The sequence below is a fragment of the Virgibacillus salexigens genome, assembly GCF_014905415.1.
Taxonomy (GTDB): Bacteria; Bacillota; Bacilli; order Bacillales; family Amphibacillaceae; genus Virgibacillus; species Virgibacillus salexigens.
Genome location: NZ_BNEO01000004.1, coordinates 11,649 through 29,051 on the forward strand (window position 1 = coordinate 11,649; position 17,403 = coordinate 29,051).

At 37.3% G+C, this 17,403-nt stretch carries 15 protein-coding genes; 14 read left to right on the forward strand and 1 reads right to left on the reverse strand.

The genetic code is table 11. The features are described from left to right. Nucleotides 1-341 precede the first annotated feature (341 nt). The 12 genes from JKP73_RS15800 (at nt 342) to JKP73_RS15855 (ending at nt 14,908) form a co-directional block, all read left to right on the forward strand. Nucleotides 342-1,967, forward strand: coding sequence for a sensor histidine kinase (locus JKP73_RS15800; protein ID WP_188943888.1), 1,626 nt, complete (start codon nt 342-344; stop codon nt 1,965-1,967). Nucleotides 1,968-1,983: 16 nt separating this feature from the next. After that, nucleotides 1,984-2,664, forward strand: coding sequence for a response regulator (locus JKP73_RS15805; RefSeq protein WP_021291979.1), 681 nt, complete (start codon nt 1,984-1,986; stop codon nt 2,662-2,664). A 491-nt stretch (nt 2,665-3,155) separates the two neighbouring features. Continuing rightward, the gene (locus JKP73_RS15810) at nt 3,156-4,124 is read left to right on the forward strand and encodes a tripartite tricarboxylate transporter substrate binding protein (RefSeq protein WP_021291980.1); all 969 of its coding nucleotides are present in this window, start codon (nt 3,156-3,158) and stop codon (nt 4,122-4,124) included. Between the two features lie 32 nt (nt 4,125-4,156). Continuing rightward, nucleotides 4,157-4,606 (forward strand): tripartite tricarboxylate transporter TctB family protein, encoded by a 450-nt coding sequence (locus JKP73_RS15815; protein WP_021291981.1) that lies wholly within the window; start codon nt 4,157-4,159, stop codon nt 4,604-4,606. A 19-nt stretch (nt 4,607-4,625) separates the two neighbouring features. Then, entirely contained in the window at nt 4,626-6,134 is a 1,509-nt protein-coding gene (locus JKP73_RS15820; RefSeq protein WP_038246067.1) for a tripartite tricarboxylate transporter permease, read from the forward strand. A gap of 3 nt (nt 6,135-6,137) precedes the next feature. After that, the gene (tcuA, locus tag JKP73_RS15825) at nt 6,138-7,634 is read left to right on the forward strand and encodes an FAD-dependent tricarballylate dehydrogenase TcuA (RefSeq protein ID WP_160807393.1); all 1,497 of its coding nucleotides are present in this window, start codon (nt 6,138-6,140) and stop codon (nt 7,632-7,634) included. A gap of 90 nt (nt 7,635-7,724) precedes the next feature. Further along, on the forward strand, nt 7,725-9,098 hold the full coding sequence (locus JKP73_RS15830; protein ID WP_160807392.1) for an SLC13 family permease: 1,374 nt from the start codon (nt 7,725-7,727) through the stop codon (nt 9,096-9,098). A 306-nt stretch (nt 9,099-9,404) separates the two neighbouring features. Next, complete coding sequence (locus JKP73_RS15835) at nt 9,405-11,459, forward strand: peptidoglycan D,D-transpeptidase FtsI family protein (protein WP_160807391.1); 2,055 nt, start codon at nt 9,405-9,407, stop codon at nt 11,457-11,459. Between the two features lie 117 nt (nt 11,460-11,576). After that, entirely contained in the window at nt 11,577-12,095 is a 519-nt protein-coding gene (locus JKP73_RS15840) for a GrpB family protein (RefSeq protein ID WP_160807390.1), read from the forward strand. A gap of 73 nt (nt 12,096-12,168) precedes the next feature. Next, the gene (gene eutH / locus JKP73_RS15845; RefSeq protein ID WP_160807389.1) at nt 12,169-13,251 is read left to right on the forward strand and encodes an ethanolamine utilization protein EutH; all 1,083 of its coding nucleotides are present in this window, start codon (nt 12,169-12,171) and stop codon (nt 13,249-13,251) included. A gap of 19 nt (nt 13,252-13,270) precedes the next feature. After that, the gene (locus JKP73_RS15850; protein ID WP_474112414.1) at nt 13,271-13,918 is read left to right on the forward strand and encodes a YczE/YyaS/YitT family protein; all 648 of its coding nucleotides are present in this window, start codon (nt 13,271-13,273) and stop codon (nt 13,916-13,918) included. 345 nt (nt 13,919-14,263) lie between these two features. After that, a complete protein-coding gene (locus JKP73_RS15855) occupies nt 14,264-14,908 on the forward strand; it encodes a hypothetical protein (protein WP_160807387.1) in 645 nt (214 codons plus the stop codon). A gap of 98 nt (nt 14,909-15,006) precedes the next feature. Here JKP73_RS15855 and JKP73_RS15860 read toward each other — a convergent pair whose 3' ends face one another. Then, nucleotides 15,007-15,165 (reverse strand): hypothetical protein, encoded by a 159-nt coding sequence (locus tag JKP73_RS15860; protein WP_021291990.1) that lies wholly within the window; start codon nt 15,163-15,165, stop codon nt 15,007-15,009. Nucleotides 15,166-15,444: 279 nt separating this feature from the next. Between JKP73_RS15860 and JKP73_RS15865 the strand changes: the two genes are divergently transcribed. Together JKP73_RS15865 and JKP73_RS15870 are read left to right on the forward strand one after the other, a co-directional pair. Beyond that, a complete protein-coding gene (locus JKP73_RS15865) occupies nt 15,445-16,905 on the forward strand; it encodes a SulP family inorganic anion transporter (RefSeq protein WP_038245731.1) in 1,461 nt (486 codons plus the stop codon). A gap of 47 nt (nt 16,906-16,952) precedes the next feature. After that, entirely contained in the window at nt 16,953-17,378 is a 426-nt protein-coding gene (locus JKP73_RS15870; protein ID WP_306465041.1) for a universal stress protein, read from the forward strand. Nucleotides 17,379-17,403 lie beyond the last annotated feature (25 nt).

The following is a 17,403-nucleotide window of genomic DNA, read 5'->3' on the forward strand; positions in this document are numbered from 1 at the left end:
AAAGGGAGGGCAGGATACTATGTCTTTAAAAATAGTTATATCACACCACTAATCGTTGCAATAGCTGGTTATATCTCGTCCACAATGTTTCAATCTACCTTGGTTTTAGGTAACACTGTATGTAGGATTATCGTTATTATCAGGGCTAATTAGTAAACTAATTTGTTCTAAGAATAACTATGATGATAGATAAACGTAAAGATATCCTATGGCTTCTCCAGCATTTCTAGTGATTATCTATATCGCTATTTAATATAAAGCAACAATAAAATAGTCTATGATATAATAAGAAAAACATCATCATATGTGATTACAATAAAGCTAGAAGGATAGTAAAAGCCATGTTACGAAAATTGAAAGAAACCATTGAGCAAGGATTGCATGTATCGATGCAAACAAAGATACTTGGACTAATAATTTCCCTGCTTGTTTTCATCATTGCATTAATTTCTACGATATTTGGTATAATGGAGCTTCGGGAAGAAATTGAAAAAGCAGAAAATAGTGCGGAGCAGACGGCAAAAACATTATCCTATATGCCTGTGATACAAGACTATGCGACAGCAATAGAGAGGGATACCAAGCCGAAGCTCAAAGGAATTGCGGATCAAGTACGGGAAGAAATCAATGCGACGGGGATTATGATTGAAGATAGAAATGGGTTGATTTTTCATAATGTTTCTACTTCGATTGTTTCACAGCTTTCAAAGAGTGACGAGACCTATCAAGCAATTATGTTTGGAAGCGCTTATACGAAAATGCTAGGTGAAGGAGAAGAGGAACTACTCTTAGGGATTGCTCCTATTTATGTTGATTATGGATCCTATATAAAGGTGGAAGGTGCCATTTCCGTTATTTTTCAAATGAAAGAGATTAAAGCGGATATTATTACAGATATTCGCAATATCCTGATTATATCATTGATTGTGCTTGCTGGTGGTTGCTTTGGGGGAGTCATGCTAGCGAGAAGTATTAGAAAAGATACATTTGGATTGGAACCGGCTGAAATTGCTGCTTTATACAAAGAGCGAGGAGCAATTTTACAATCTGTAAAAGAAGGAATTCTAGCCATCGATTCAAATGATCAAATTACCATGTTAAATATGTCGGCAAAACAGATGTTAAGCATTGATCTTTATAAGAAAGGCATACCTTTGGATGCCGTATTTTCCTCTAATAATGTGATTGAATTGTTAACGTCTGCACATGAAAATCATGATGTAGAACTAGAATTTAATGGTAAGACGATTATTTTAAACTCACAGCCAATTATTGATGGGAACAAAAAAGTAGGGACAGTTGCTAGTTTTAGAGATAAAACGGAAATAAAAGATATGGTCAATACCCTTTCGGAAGTCAAACGTTATTCGGATGATTTACGTGCACAAACACATGAATTTTCCAATAAACTGTATGTTTTACTTGGATTAATTGAACTTGGCCGCTTGGATGAAGCGATTTCTTTTATTAAACAAGAAGTAGAGATTCAAGAGTTTAATACGGATATTATATTTAATCAGATTGAAGATGAAAAAATCCAAGCGATACTCCTAGGCAAGTTAGCAAAAGCCTCGGAATCAAGGGTGTCACTTACAATAGATACAAATTCTTCCTTATCACCGCTTCCTGAGTACTATGGATTACACCCATTATTAATTATTCTAAGCAACCTAATAGATAATGGATTCGAAGCGGTGTCACACGTAAATAATGGGGAAGTAACATTTTTTGTCACAGATATTGGGAAAGATATTATTTTTGAAGTTGCCGATAACGGTGGAGGAATAGATCAGGATAAATTACCAATGCTTTTTCAAAAAGGAGTATCTGAAAAAGGAAAACAGCGGGGATATGGTTTATCCAATGTCAAGGATGAGGTTGAACAGCTGGGAGGAACGATTGAGATCGAGACCTCTGTGGATAGTGGAACTGTTTTTACCGTTAGCTTACCGAAGAATCAGAAATGAATGAGGGGGATCATGGATGATTAATGTAGCCATTGCCGAAGACGACTTCCGAGTAGCACAAATTCATGAAGGATATTTAGAGAAAGAGCAAGATATGCAGATCGTGGGTAAGGCGATGAATGCAACAGAGACGATGGATCTATTAAAAGACAAAAGGATTGATCTAATCCTCCTGGATGTATATATGCCAGATCAATTAGGAACAGAACTTCTTCATCAGATTCGTTATCACCATCCAGGAGTGGATATTATCATTATTACGGCGGCTAGGGATAAGGCTTTCTTGGAGAAATCATTGGGTTATGGTGTGTTTCAATATTTAATCAAACCTGTTGATTTGCAATTATTCAGCAAAACGATGGAGCAATACAAGAAACAGAAGCAAGTATTAAATACGGCAGCGGAAGTGAATCAGGATATCTTAAATCAAGTATTTGGCAAACGTATTACGGATTCGAATGAAACGAATAATCTTCCACTAGGCATTGATGCACTAACTCTCGAAAAGGTAAAAACTTTAATTCATCAAACCTCCGAAGGGCTTACATCAGAGAAAGTTGGTGAAAAAATGGGAGCATCTCGTACGACCGCCCGAAGGTATTTGGAGTACTTAGTAGGAACAGGGGACTTAAAGGCAGAAAGTGTATATGGTATTGTGGGGAGACCTGAGCGAAGATATTATGCTATGAACGAATAAACAACTAAAATAGTTACCACAAAAGCCGATTGAAAATAGAATGAACTAAACGATCATACGATGTGCAGTCAACATATGTAGACTCCTGTGGGAACAGCATGAGCGCTGAAGATCCCAAAGGAAAGTGTTCTGATAAGGGCCGGCGAAACTCGTTCTTTGCGGACAACGTCGGCATACCCCTTGCCGGGGCAAAGAAGCCGAAGCCAGGAAGTATATGTCGAAGCCTTGATAGTACCTTTTGCAAATAAAAAATCCGAACGGTTTCGAGTGGAATCGTTCGGATTTTTATTAGAATAAGATACTTTTGTCTCAGTCTTTTTTTATCTTCCACTATTTGTTTCATGAACTTTATGAACAAAATTAATTTTAAGTTTTTAAAAAACAATATTTTGAAAACGTTTACATTAAACGTTGTTGTGATTTAATCTAGTAGTACACTTATAAGTTGTAATTTTCCAATATTTTTATGAGAAATGTAAAGGGGGATATAGATGAAAAAAATTATCTTACTTATTTGTATTTTATTTCTAGCAGCATGTTCAAATTCAGCTTCCGGTGGAAATGATTTTCCGACAAAAAATGTGGAAATCGTTGCGCCAGCATCTCCAGGGGGTGGCTGGGATTTAACTGCACGCTCGGTGCAAAAATTGTTGAACGATAATAATCTCGTGGATGCCAATATTAACGTCGTAAATAAACCAGGCGGCGGTGGCGAAGTAGGTTGGCAATACATTCAATCGAAGGATGCACACAATCTTGCAATTAATTCAAGTTTGCTGATAACCAATAATTTATTAGGTACAAGTGATTTAACGCACAAAGATTTTACGCCTTTAGCTACCTTAGCTACTGAATGGCAGGCATTAGCGGTTCCTGTAGATTCTGAATTTAAATCTTTGGAAGATTTAATGAACCAATTCAAAAAAGATCCTAAATCGGTGAAAGTCGGTGTTGGTCCAGCTTTAGGGAATGATGATCATTTGTCTTTTGTTCAAGCTGTTCGTGAATACGATGTAGATCCTAAGAACGTAGATTTCCTTGTTTATGAAGGTGGTGGAGATGTTGTAACTGCACTGCTTGGTGGTCATGTAGGTGTTGTGACTACGTCATTGTCAGAAGTAAAAGAACAGCATCTTGCTGGAAAGGTACGTATCCTTGCAATTTCTTCTGAAGAACGTGTGGAAGGATTAGAAGATGTTCCAACCTATCAAGAAGAAGGACTGGATATCGTGTTCCCGCATTGGCGAGGCATTATGGGACCACCAGATATGACGGAAGAAGAAATCGCCTATTGGGATGAAAAACTTAGTGAAATGGTGAAAACCGATCAATGGCAAGAAGTGATGAAGAATAATGATTGGGAAGGGTTCTATAAGAACAGCTCTGAAACGAAGAAATTTCTAGAAGAACAGACAAAATTGTATCAAGACTTAGTGAATGATTCTGGGTTAGGCCAGTAACTCTCTCGGGATGATAGGAAGGGGGATATTTGTTGAAAGCATTTAAGATAGGGATGCCGATATTTTTAATTCTTTTAAGTGTTTTTTTCCTAGTTGGTTCGTTAAGATTGCCCAAAGCTAATTTGGGCAATCCTTATGGACCACTGTATTTTCCAATTGGTGTAAGTCTATTATTACTTATCTTTAGTATTATTTACTTTATTCAAGAGTTAAGAAAGTTAACGGAAGATAATGAAGCGATCAAAGAGCTTTTTTCCGGTCGAACTCCAAAGCTAATCGGAATTACCATTTTGTTTGCGATTGGATATTCGCTGCTATTTGAGAGGGCGGGCTTTCTCCTTTCTTCCATAGTCTTTTTGGGGGCATTATTATTCCTGATTAATGGGCCGAAGAAATGGATCACCAATCTTGTTGTGGCCGTTATCTTTTCATTTATTTCTTGGTATGCATTCAGTGAGATGCTTGGAGTAAGTTTACCGTAGGAGGTGTAATACCATGGATATGAGTACATTTATGCAAGGGCTAACCACAGCTTTAGAGCCAATGAACCTCCTCTGGATTGTTATTGGTGGGTTTTTAGGGACCATTGTTGGGATGCTTCCAGGTTTAGGACCAGCTACGGCAGTTGCTGTATTAATTCCAGTTACCTTTGGTATGGATCCAGTAAGCGCATTAATTCTTATGGCAGCAATTTATTATGGAGCCATGTATGGCGGGTCGAGAAGCTCGATTTTGCTAAATACGCCTGGTGATGGTTCTGCGATTGCTGCTACATTTGACGGTTATCCCATGGCAAGAAAGGGAATGGCTGGACAGGCGCTTGCAATTTCAGCAGTTGCCTCATTTATTGGCGGACTTATTGCTGTAGCAGGGTTTATTTTATTAGCAGAACCATTAGCCAATTTTGCCCTGAAATTCGGACCAGCAGAGTATTTTTTATTAATGCTACTAACGCTTTCAGCAATCATTTCCTTATCCATTGGAAGAATGGTTAAAGGATTTATCGCGATGTTAATTGGATTAATGCTAAGTACGTTTGGAATTGATACGCAAACTGGCGTATATCGATTTACGTTTGATATTCCTCATTTAAGTGAAGGTATCGATTTCTTAATTGTGATTATTGGAATTTATGCTGTCGGTGAAGTTCTCTATAACTTATTGACAATTGATAAACAGAAGAAGGAAAAGAAAAAGATTGGCAAGGTATGGTTTGATAAAGATCAATGGAAACGTTCGAAATGGCCGATATTACGTAGTGGGCCGATTGGTTTTATTGTAGGAGTTCTGCCAGGTGCTGGCGGATCTATTGCTTCCATGATTAGCTACACAACCGAGAAGCAGATTTCCAAAAAGTCAGAAGAGTTTGGTGAAGGTGCGCCTGAAGGACTTGCTGCTCCGGAATCAGCAAATAACTCTGCCTCTGTTGGTGCAATGATCCCCTTACTGACAATGGGAATTCCTGGTTCAGGTACAACAGCAGTTATGCTTGGCGCTTTAATTATGTTAGGTATACGTCCAGGACCGATGTTATTTGAGAGTGACCCTGGCCTTGTTTGGACATTTGTTAACAGTATGTTTATTGGGAATATCGTACTAGTTATTATTAATATTGCACTTGTTGGACTGTTAGTAAAAATTCTAGATACACCAGCAAAAGTGCTTTATCCAATCATTTTACTACTTGCCTTCATTGGAACCTATACACTTAGTTACAGTGCGATTGACTTTTTCTTGTTAATTATTTTTGGTTATTTAGGTTTACTTTTTAAATTATTTGACTTCCCAATTGCACCATTAGTATTAGCGGTGATTGTTGGATCAGATATGGAACAAAACTTTAGAATGGCAGTTCTATCTTCTAATGGAAGCCTTGGTGTTTTCTTCCAGTCTCCAATATCGATTGGGTTGATCATTTTAACTATTTTATCCCTGTTCTATCCATTGATAATGAAATTAATTCGAAATAGAAAAAGAAAACATGCGTCGGAACAAAGAAAGGGAGCGTAATTGATGAAACAAGCTTATGATGTGATTGTTGTAGGAGCAGGAAATGCTGCATTATGTTCAGCTATTGCAGCAAGCGAACAAGGAGCAAAAGTAGTTGTCTTAGAGAAAGCTCCAAAACATAAACGTGGTGGGAATTCATTTTTTACCGATGGAGCAATTCGTGTTGCATATGAAGATTTTCATCAGATCAGAGAAATCATTCCTGATATTACAGATGAAGAAGCAGATAAGATAGAGATGCCAGTATATACGAAAGACGATTATTATGATGATCTCATGCGAGTTACAGCTGGCAAAAGTGATACCGATCTTGCACACCAATTAGTTGGTTCTTCTTTAGAGACAATTAAATGGATGAGACAACAAGGAATCGCGTTTGAATTAAATACTAAAAATCAATCCTTTATCAACGATGGAAAGCGTCATTTCTGGGGAGGATTACCATTAAAAACAAAGAATAAAGGGATCGGTTTAATGGGGCAACTATTCCATCGTATCGATGAACTAGGAATTGATGTGCTTTATGAAGCTCGAGCGATGAAACTTTTAAAAGAAGCAGACCGTGTTAATGGGGTAGTGGTGGAACATCAGGGAGAAGCTAAAGCGTTACAAGGAGCTAGTGTTGTTTTAGCTTGTGGCAGTTTTGAAGCGGATAAAGAAATGCGAAAACAGCATATTGGCGATGAATGGGAGGCAGCCATTGTCCGTGGTACAGAATTTAACACGGGAGATGGAATTGAAATGGCATTAGCCGTCGGAGCACAGAAATATGGTGAATGGTCTGGCTGTCATTCGATAGGTACGGATTATAATGCACCACGGGTTGGAGATTTTGAAAAGCCTGGGGACATCTTTAAAAAGCACTCGTATCCAATAAGTATTATGCTTAACAAAGATGGGCAGCGTTTCGTAGACGAAGGTGCGGATTTCCGAAACTACACCTATGCCAAATATGGCAAGGAGATATTAAAACAGAAAGATCACGTAGCCTATCAAATCTACGACGTCACATTACGTCCATTATTAAGAGAAGAGTATGATTTAGAAGAAGCAACCAGCTTCCAAGCAGATACACTAGAGGAATTAGTTGATCAGCTTCCAGTAAATAAGAAAGCCTTTATCGAAACCATTTATGAATATAACGATGCTGTTCAAGCAGGAACATTCAATCCATCTATCAAAGATGGTAAGCATACGGAAGGTATTACACCGCCGAAAACAAACTGGGCAGCTAAAATAGAGCAAGGTCCATTCTATGCCTTTCCAGTTACCTGTGGCATTACCTTTGCTTTTGGAGGTTTACATGTAAATACTGATGGAAAGGTATTAGATGAAGATGCACAGCCAATTAATGGCCTCTTCGCTGCTGGAGAAATGGTTGGTGGAATTTTCTATGAAAATTATCCAGGTGGTTCTGGATTAATGTCAGGAGCAGTGTATGGAAAAATTGCTGGAACGGAAGCTGGAAAGTATGTTCAATCTGTTAACGTGATGAAATAAGAAACGATGGGAGGAAAAGCCACCTTATTTGATGGTGGCTTTTTCATTGATTTCTCACTTCTAGACCGTTATTCAAAGGGGTAGGAAGGTATGAAAAAGAAAATCCTATTATGTATTGCCATCATCCTCTATTTGCTTTTTCTACCTAGCTATGTGGATGTTGACATAAAGGTAAAAGCATTCGCTACACTTGTTATTATTCAAATTCTTTGGATGGGAAGAGTTTTTCCTCTAGCCCATAGTTCAATTCTTTTAATGTTGATTCTTTCGTTTCATTTTTTTACATACGAGGAAACACTTGACTTTATCGCTACGGATATTGTCTGGCTAATGTTTTCAATTTTTATCATCTCTCATGCATTTATTAAAACGGGATTAGCAAGTAGAATTTCCTTAATGATGTTAAAGCTTTCCAGGGGATCTGGGAGGCTACTCATCTTAATTGCATATCTTCTGATGTTTATTTTATCGATTATGGTGCCTTCTAATATTGGAAAAGCTAGTTTATTAACTTCTGTATTTGATAGCTTATTAAAAAGTGTACAAAAAATAATAAAAGCAAAAAACTTAGGAAAAGCCTTGTTTATTGGTGTATCTTATCTTACAGCGACGTGTGGTGCATTTGTTGCCACAGGAGCTAGTTCCACTGTATATGCCTACGGGATTATGAGTGGGTTATCGCCTGACTTAAATTATTTAAATTGGATTCTATACTTTGCTCCACCAATTATTCTATTTGCATTCGTTCTATGGGGGATTTTTCTGTTTGTTTATCCACCCGAAAATATTGATAAAGAGCTATTAAATCAATTAATTAATTCCAAGCTGCGTGAACTTGGAGAAATAAGCCTTTCAGAGAAAAAGATGATCGTTATTATTAGTATAACCGTTGCTTTATGGGCTACACAGCAACTTCATCACGTCTCGATACCATTAATAGGGCTATTAGGAGCGGTGCTTACCATTACTCCTATGGTTGGTGTTTGGAATTGGAACGAAGCAAAACAGGCCATTGATTGGGATATGATTCTATTCTTTGCTTCGACAATCATGGTATCTGGAATGTTAATTGATACAGGAACCATTGATTTGCTTGCGAAGACACTAATGGATGTTTTACCTTTCGAATCATCCATGCTCATTGTAGTTGCTCTACTCATTTTTATTTTATTATTACGAATCATCTTTGTTAACGTACTCGGATTTTTGACGATTGTTTTACCATTGGCATTGACATTAGGAGAGACACTTCCAGGATTTTCATCCATTGTGCTTACGATGGGGGTATTTTTGATTGGTATTCCAGGATTTCTACTCATTACCCAATCGCCTGTCCATTTACTTACCTTCCCATATGGGTACTATTCTGAAAGAGATTTACTACGAGTAGGAGGGATTTCCATCGTTTGCTGGTTGGTTATCATTCTAACTACGATGATGACCTATTGGATATACATAGGGTAGAACAGTAGGTATAGCTTGTGGAGACTGGTTTCTGTTTTCTACAAGCTATTTTTATAGTATTTTGATAAATGGGGAATATGGTCCTTGCTGATTGCTTTTGTGAAAGACAAAATATCTAACAAAAAGGAAATAATTGGTTGAAGGGCATGGAAGATGAATGGTATGATCGACTTAGATAAAACGTTGGTATGAAGACGAGTAAATGAAAGGGCAGTTCCTTACAATTCAATAATTCTCAATTTTCGTTCTTCATTCTAGGCAATTCGCATACAAAGTACAAAAAGGGTTGGTAAATGGGGGAGTTGGATGGGAAAAAAGAAAAAGACAAAAAAAGAAAAATTACCGCTTCGATTAAATATTATTTTCTTTATTATGTTTCTCATGTTTTCCGCATTGGTTCTGCAATTAGGAGTTGTACAAATTCTTAATGGGGAAGAATTTCAGCAGGAAATTGATCGAACAGTTAGAGAAACAACGAAAGAACCAGTGCCTCGAGGGGAAATATATGACAGCAATCATCGGTTAGTTGTTGGGAATAAACCGATATACGCGATTACATATACTCCACAGAAAGGGTTACAAGCGAACGACCGTCTAGAAGTTGCCGAAAAACTTGCAGCATTCATCGATTTAAGTACGGAGGACATTACGGAACGCAATAAAAAAGAATATTGGTATTTAAAAAATAAAGAAGCAGCGGTAGAGCGATTAACGGATAAGGAAAAAAAGGATCTTGATGATACAGAAGAATACAATCTTGCTTTAGAGCGAATTACGGAAAAAGAAATGAATGATTTATCGGAACAAGAAAAGAAAGTAATTGCTATTAAAAAAGAGTTGGATAAGGCTTATGCGCTAACGCCACAAATTGTCAAAAATGAAGATGTGACGATGGAAGAGTATGCAAAGGTGTCTGAAAATCTTGATAAGTTACCAGGAATCAATGCCATTGCAGATTGGAATCGCGATTATCCTTTTAATAATACGTTTAAAAATTTAGCAGGTAACATTACCTCCCAGGATCAAGGGATACCTGCTGATCAAGAAGAACATTTCCTAACAAGAGGGTATAGCCGCAACGATCGAGTCGGTACAAGTGGACTGGAAGAGTACTATGAAGAAGTTCTACGCGGCAGAAAAGAACAGGTTCAATATATAACAAAAAAAGATGGGACGACGATTGATTCAGAAACCGTAGTGGAGGGGAAACCTGGAAAAGACTTGGTTTTAACGATTGATATGGAATTTCAAAAAAAAGTTGACGAAGTGGTAAAACAAGAATTACAAAATACCATTCAAAAACATCCTTACCAGCATCAATTCCTTTCTGATGCCATTGCTGTTGTTATGAATCCGAAAACAGGTGAGTTGCTAGCAGTTAGTGCACAAACACATGATAAGAAGAAGAATGAATATATCAATACTTCTTATAAAGCATTGCATGATTCGTACTTGCCAGGTTCCGCAGTAAAAGGAGCTACTGTATTAGCTGGTTATCAATCGGGAACGATTACGCCAGGTCAAGTTTTCGTTGACCGTACGATAAATATTGCTGGAAGTCCACCGAAAGGCTCCTATCGAACATTGGGATCGGTCAATGATTATGATGCACTCCGATTATCTTCCAATGTATATATGTTCTATATTGCCTTACAAATGGGGGGGGAGATGAGGCATCCATTTCCAGATGGAAGTAAAGCTAGTTTTAATATGGCTGCTTGGACAGAAATGCGTGGTTATTTCCAACAATTTGGATTAGGAAAGCATACAGGGGTTGATTTCCCCTATGAATCTACTGGTGTAACAGGTGATAATCCATTTAACCCCGGGCTACTCATGGACTTTGCTATTGGCCAGTACGATAATTTCACCGCCATGCAGATGGTTCAATATGTATCGACCATTGCTAATGATGGCTATCGAGTTCGTCCCCATTTCGTCAAAGAAATTCGTAATCCTTCCAACAATGACGAACTTGGTCCAGTATATCGAACAAACGGCACGGATGTTTTGAATCGTATTGATATGAGTCAGCAGTATATTAATCGAGTAAAGGAAGGGTTTCGACAAGCATTTCATGCAAATGGTGGAACTGGAACCGACTATTTTGGAACAAAAGATTATCGAGGCTATAAAGCAGCGGGGAAAACTGGTACCGCAGAGAATGAATTTTATAGAGATGGCGAGAAATTAGGAGATACAGAAAATTTATCTTTGGTAGGTTACGCACCGTACGATGATCCGGAAATGGCTTTTGCTATCATTGTACCGCATACCGGAATTGTAGATAATAAATACCCCATTAACCATCGCATAGGTCAAGGAATACTAGATGCTTACTTTGAAACATATAAACCATAGACAAGAAGAGGCGAGAAAAAAGTAATTTAAATAAGAGAAATCCGAACGCTTTCCGAGTATACAAGGATTTTTTGGAGAGTAGTTGGGATTTTTTTGTTTCATACATGGAGGATTTTGATGAGGAAAGTAATTGTTACAAATTATCAGGAGCAATGGGAAGAAGGATTTAAAAAAGAAACTGCTAAGCTAGAAAAAGTGTTTAAGGATATACTTATTTCCATTCATCATATTGGGAGCACAGCCGTTAAAGAATTAAAGGCAAAGCCAATTATTGATATATTGCCTGTCGTAAACGCAATTGATCAAGTAGATAGCCATAATCAGAAAATGTATGAATTAGGATATACTCCATTAGGCGAATATGGAATTTCAGGAAGAAGGTTTTTTAAGAAGGGTGTAGATCAACGAACCCATCATGTGCATATATATCAAGCTGGCAATCCGCATATTGATCGACATTTAGCGTTTAGAGATTATTTACGAGCCCATTCACAAACTGCTAAGGAATATGGCGACAAAAAAGAATGGCTTGCAATACAATATCCTTATGATATCGAATCCTACATCAAAGAAAAAGACATGTTTGTTAAACAAATCGAACAACAGGCATTAAAGTGGTATGAAGGCAAGCAGTAATTTATCCCTATTAATGTATGGAACATCCATTGTTATAATGGAGATCGTATTACTTAGGAGAATGAGGTAAGGTATGGGCATAAATGATATTATTATTGTTATTGTGGTTGGTTTTCTTTGTCTTGGGGCGATTGATAAATGCTTTGGCAATAAACTTGGATATGGAAAGCAGTTTACAGATGGGTTAATGACAATGGGTTCACTTACCATAGCAATGGTTGGAATTATCTCCATGGCCCCAGTACTCGCTAAATTACTGACTCCGATAATCGCACCTGTTTATGGGGTTATTGGAGCAGATCCTGCCGTTTTTGCTAATACCATCCTTGCCATTGACATGGGTGGATATGCTTTAGCGCAGGAAATGGCGGAAACCCCAGATGCAGGGCTGTTTGCTTGGGTTTTTTTAGGAACCATGATGGGTCCTACTATTGTTTTTACAATTCCAGTCGCATTGGGAATTATTAAGAAGGAGGATCATCCGTTTTTTGCTAAAGGTATTCTCATAGGAATAATTACGATTCCTCTTGGTTGTTTTGCTGGTGGGTTCCTTGCTGGATTTACTATTCATATGATTCTATTAAATTTACTTCCTACTGTCATATTCTCTGTGATCATTTCTGTTGGTTTATGGAAAATACCTGATAAAATGATTTATATCTTTTCTATTTTTGGTAAATGTATCGAGGTAATCGCTATTATTGGGCTAACAGCGATTATTATCGAGACGTTGACAGGGATAGTTGTGATTCCTCATTTAACACCACTTAATGAAGGAATACAAATTGTTGGTCAAATTGCGGTATTTTTAGCAGGTGCATTTCCAATGGTCCATTTTATTTCGAAAGCTTTCAAAAAACCGTTATTTATGCTAGGTACACGTCTAGGTATTTGTGATACATCAACTGCTGGATTAGTTGCTTCGCTTGCGCACAGTATTCCGATGTTAACCCTGTTAAACCATATGGATGACAAAGGCAAAGTATTGAATGTAGCTTTTGCCGTCAGTGGTGCTTTTGTATTCGGTGGCCATCTAGGGTTTGTCGCAGGAATTGATAAGGAAATGGTATTTCCGATGATTGTGGGGAAATTTATTGGAGGAATTAGTGCAGTTGTATTAGCGATTTTTGTAATAAAACCGTCTAAACAAGCTTAAAAGTAGAGAGAAGGGATTGCTGTTGATCATTGCATTGCGCTGGCTAGTATTTTTTTTAGGGTTGATGTTATTTAGTTTAGGAATTTCGATCTCTATACAGGTACAGTATCTTGGTATCCATCCTTGGGATGTATTAAATGTTGCATTGTATGAGAAGTTTGGTCTATCGATTGGTACCTGGGCTATTCTTATTTCCATTCTATTAATTATCATTTCTTGGTTTTTAGATAAGCGTTATATCAAATTAGGTACATTTCTAAATGCTGTCCTTATTGGAGCTTTCGTAGACATTTATTTATTTTTAGACTTTTTGCCAAAAGCAACACACTCGTGGATTGACTATCTTATTATTATCATTGGTATTGTCATTATGGGATTAGGTGGAGGCATCTATAATGCTGCAGGTGTTGGATCTGGACCACGTGACGGATTTATGTTATCGATCTCTGACAAAACAAGCACTTCTGTTGGAAAAGTACGGATTATTACGGAATCAATTGTACTTGTAATTGGATTCATGCTAGGAGGGCCGGTGTTTTTATTTACTTTCCTCTTCACCTTTATACAGAGTCCAATTTTTCAATATACGTATGAACGGCTAAAAAAATGGATCCGTAAATTGGATGAGTTATATCGCCACAAACAAATTTCAAAAATGCGTGCGTAAGGCAGCGATTAGTTAGTAATCGCTGTTTTTTTCAATAATTAAAAGTTTCCTATAATGATGGATAACTAACCAAGTAATCAAGGCTCTAGGGTCTTTAGGATAGAGGACATGCTGAAGTTGGCCTACGATGGGCCGAATTTCGCGGCTTTCATTAATAAATGGTGCTGACGTTATTGTGCAATAACTAAAAATTGATAAATAAGCTTGCCTTTGCACGATAAAATGGTAAAAGTTCTAATGGAAAACGAGAACCTAGCGAAACGTTGCTGCTTTCCATTCTATTTTGTACATTAGACGTTCCCTTTATGAATGCTACAATAAAGAAAATAGATTGGGGGGAAACTTATGTTAGATCAAAAGAGCGCTTCAAAATCCCTATGTAATAAACGGGATCTAATTGCGATGATTGATGAAATATTTTACTATTCAATGGAACAGCATCTGCAACGATTATTGGAAGAAACAGAACGGTTTGCAAAGGATATTCATTTATCTGAAACTTGGTATAATAAACTATATGTCCAATGGTTATGGTGGACGATTTTTTGTATAGAATGCAATTCTACTTCTAGAACTATTTATCAACAATTCTTAGAAAGATCAAGTACTCGTGACTATCCGGAGCCAATTCGACAAGTATTGGGTAAGTGGAAACAGGTGGATGCTGGTTTTTATATAATAGAAACTTCCTATGATAGACCTCATTATATTATGTGTAGAGATTTAGTTGATAATCAAGTTAAGCCTGTTCAATTAGCTAGTACTAGAGTCAACTACCAGATAGGTGACTTGGTAACAGGATTATTACTTCCTTTTCCTGACGGCATGTACTTCTCTCCTAGTAGTTTATGTAAGCTTAGAAGAAAACTATCAACTCCACTTGCTTCTGATATCCAAACAGTGATTCATCCTACAACTTCTTCTCAATGTTCTTCGAATTATCCTATATTATTAAAAACAATCTTACGTTTGGTGGATAGCCCGATATGAAAGCACCTTATAAGACATCTAAAAATGATACGTCTTCCATTATAAAATCGTTAGCTAAAACAAAAATCAGGATTATATTTTTTGAAAAACCAACTTGTTTACGAGAGAAAGATAGTACAATTGATCCGTTCAGGTGATTGATGTAAAGCTTTTTCCAGGTCGTAATCAACAATAACGTCTTGTAGCCAAAACCAACATAAGGCTAGTGCTATTAAAGTCACAATAATTAATATAAATACAATTGTTCTTCCTTTCATGATCTATCCTCCTTCATATGTACATAAGCGTACCAAACCGCTTATCTTATGTAAATATTCTTTTAAAAAGTACTAGAAAATAATAGATGACTTGATTCAATTACTTTTTGTTAACTTCTAGTAAATCAAGCAAATACATAAGAAAATTAAAGAAAACGAAAGAAGAACACGCTTTCTTTCGGTTTTTAATGTCGGGCGATTTATGGTATGATTCATTGGTTATCTGCGGCTCAAGCTACACGAAGGCTTGGAAATCTTAAATAGAAAGAGGTTGAACATTTGAAAGTAGCACAATGGAAACAGGAATGGTTTGGCAATGTCAAGGGTGATGTTTTAGCAGGAATTGTCGTAGCTTTAGCATTGATTCCTGAGGCAATTGCTTTCTCCATTATCGCTGGTGTAGATCCGATGGTCGGTTTATATGCATCGTTCTGCATTGCAGTCGTAATTGCTTTTGTCGGAGGGCGACCGGGAATGATCTCTGCGGCAACAGGAGCAATGGCATTACTCATGGTTGATTTAGTTGCCGAGCATGGGTTGCAGTATTTATTCGCGGCAACTATTCTTACTGGTATGATTCAAATTATATTTGGTATCTGTAAGTTAGCAAAAGCAATGAAATTCGTACCACGTTCGGTGATGGTCGGTTTCGTTAATGCATTAGCTATCTTAATATTCACGGCCCAACTTCCTCATTTTAAAGGAGAAGGATGGATAATGTATGCATTGGTTGGATTAACACTTGCAATTATTTATCTCTTACCACGCATTACTACAGCAGTTCCATCCGCATTAGTAGCAATTGTAGTGGTTACAGCAATTGTAGTCTTAGGGGATATTCAAGTTGGAACAGTCGGAGATATGGGGGCTTTAACACAGCAGCTTCCAGTATTTTTACTCCCATCTATCCCATTTACTTGGGAAACATTGATGATTATCTTTCCTTATGCTTTCGCATTAGCCATTGTAGGTTTGTTAGAATCGCTATTAACCTCAAATATTGTGGATGATATGACGGATACGGAAAGTAATAAACATCGTGAAAGTAGAGGCCAAGGAATTGGGAATATCATTGCTGGTTGTTTCGGAGGAATGGCAGGATGTGCCATGATAGGTCAATCTGTGATCAATGTGAAGTCAGGTGGAAGAGGAAGATTATCAACACTAGTAGCCGGTATTTTCTTGATGTTTTTAATTATTGTATTAGGTGGCTTAGTTGTACAGATTCCCATGGCAGCATTAGTGGGTGTTATGATTATGGTATCTATAGGTACATTTGATTGGTCCTCGATTAGAAATATAAATAGACTGCCGCGTACGGATGCAGCTGTCATGCTGGTTACAGTAGCTGTTGTGGTTTATACACATGACCTATCCAAAGGCGTATTTGCCGGAGTGCTATTAAGTGCGATTTTCTTTGCGGCAAAAATTTCACGAGTGAAAGTAACCAATGAGCTTGTAAATCAGGGACAAAAACGAATTTACTATTTAGAAGGTCAATTATTCTTTGCATCCATCAGTGATCTGCCAGTTAACTTTTACTTTATGGATCAAGTTACGGAGGTAGAAATAAACCTTGAAAAAGCCCATCTCTGGGATGACTCTGCTATTGGGGCATTAGATAAAATTGAGATGAAATTCGAGCAGAATCAAATTGCTGTTTCATATTCTGGGTTGAACGCTGATAGTCAACAGCTTATGCAACGAATTGGTGGTATTTCCAAAGCCTCTGGTCATTAATATGATAGGATTAGGATAAGAACTATTTTTCTAGAGTTATCAAAGAGGTGAGGCTATTGTTCCAACAAATTTTATTAGCAACCGATGGTTCGGAGCATTCTATTCGTTCAACGAAACAAGCAATTGAACTTGCCAAAAAGTTTTCTGGGACAATTGAACTGATTTATGTAATAGATGGCCAAACAGCGAAATCAGATGTTTTACATGCAGCGGATAAATTTGAGGTAGAACAAAAAAGATTAGAAAAGTTAAAAGCGGTTGAAGATATCGTAAGAACGGCAGGGATTAAGTACAAAATAACTATTTTACATGGAGAACCTGGACCAACAATTGTAGCTTATGCTAATGAACAAGCCTTCGATTGTGTTGTTATTGGTAGCCGCGGATTAAATAACCTACAGACATTTATTTTAGGAAGTGTTAGCCATAAGGTAGCTAAGCGAGTAAATTGTCCGGTTCTAATTGTAAAATAAAGCTAGAAGGATGCCTGATTAAAGG